Here is a 232-nt window from a genome sequence, read left to right on the forward strand (position 1 = left end):
ATAAACACAAAAAAAACTAAGTCGAATCGACTTAGTTTTTTGCTTGGCGTCGTCCTACTCTCACAGGGACAAGGTCCCAACTACCATCGGCGCTAGAGAGCTTAACTTCCGTGTTCGGTATGGGAACGGGTGTGACCTCTCTGCCATCATCACCAAACTATGAAGGCATATTCCTTCAAAACTAGATAACATTGCTACATATTATATGGTTAAGTCCTCGATCTATTAGTAT

At 41.8% G+C, this 232-nt stretch carries 1 rRNA gene; it reads right to left on the reverse strand.

The annotated features are described in order from the left end of the window. Nucleotides 1–41: 41 nt before the first annotated feature. Nucleotides 42–157 (reverse strand): 5S ribosomal RNA (gene rrf / locus KVS67_RS13475). Between the last annotated feature and the right edge of the window lie 75 nt (nucleotides 158–232).

Origin of the sequence: Micrococcus sp. GbtcB5, from assembly GCF_019091605.1 — a bacterium.
GTDB lineage: Bacteria > Actinomycetota > Actinomycetes > Actinomycetales > Micrococcaceae > Micrococcus > Micrococcus luteus.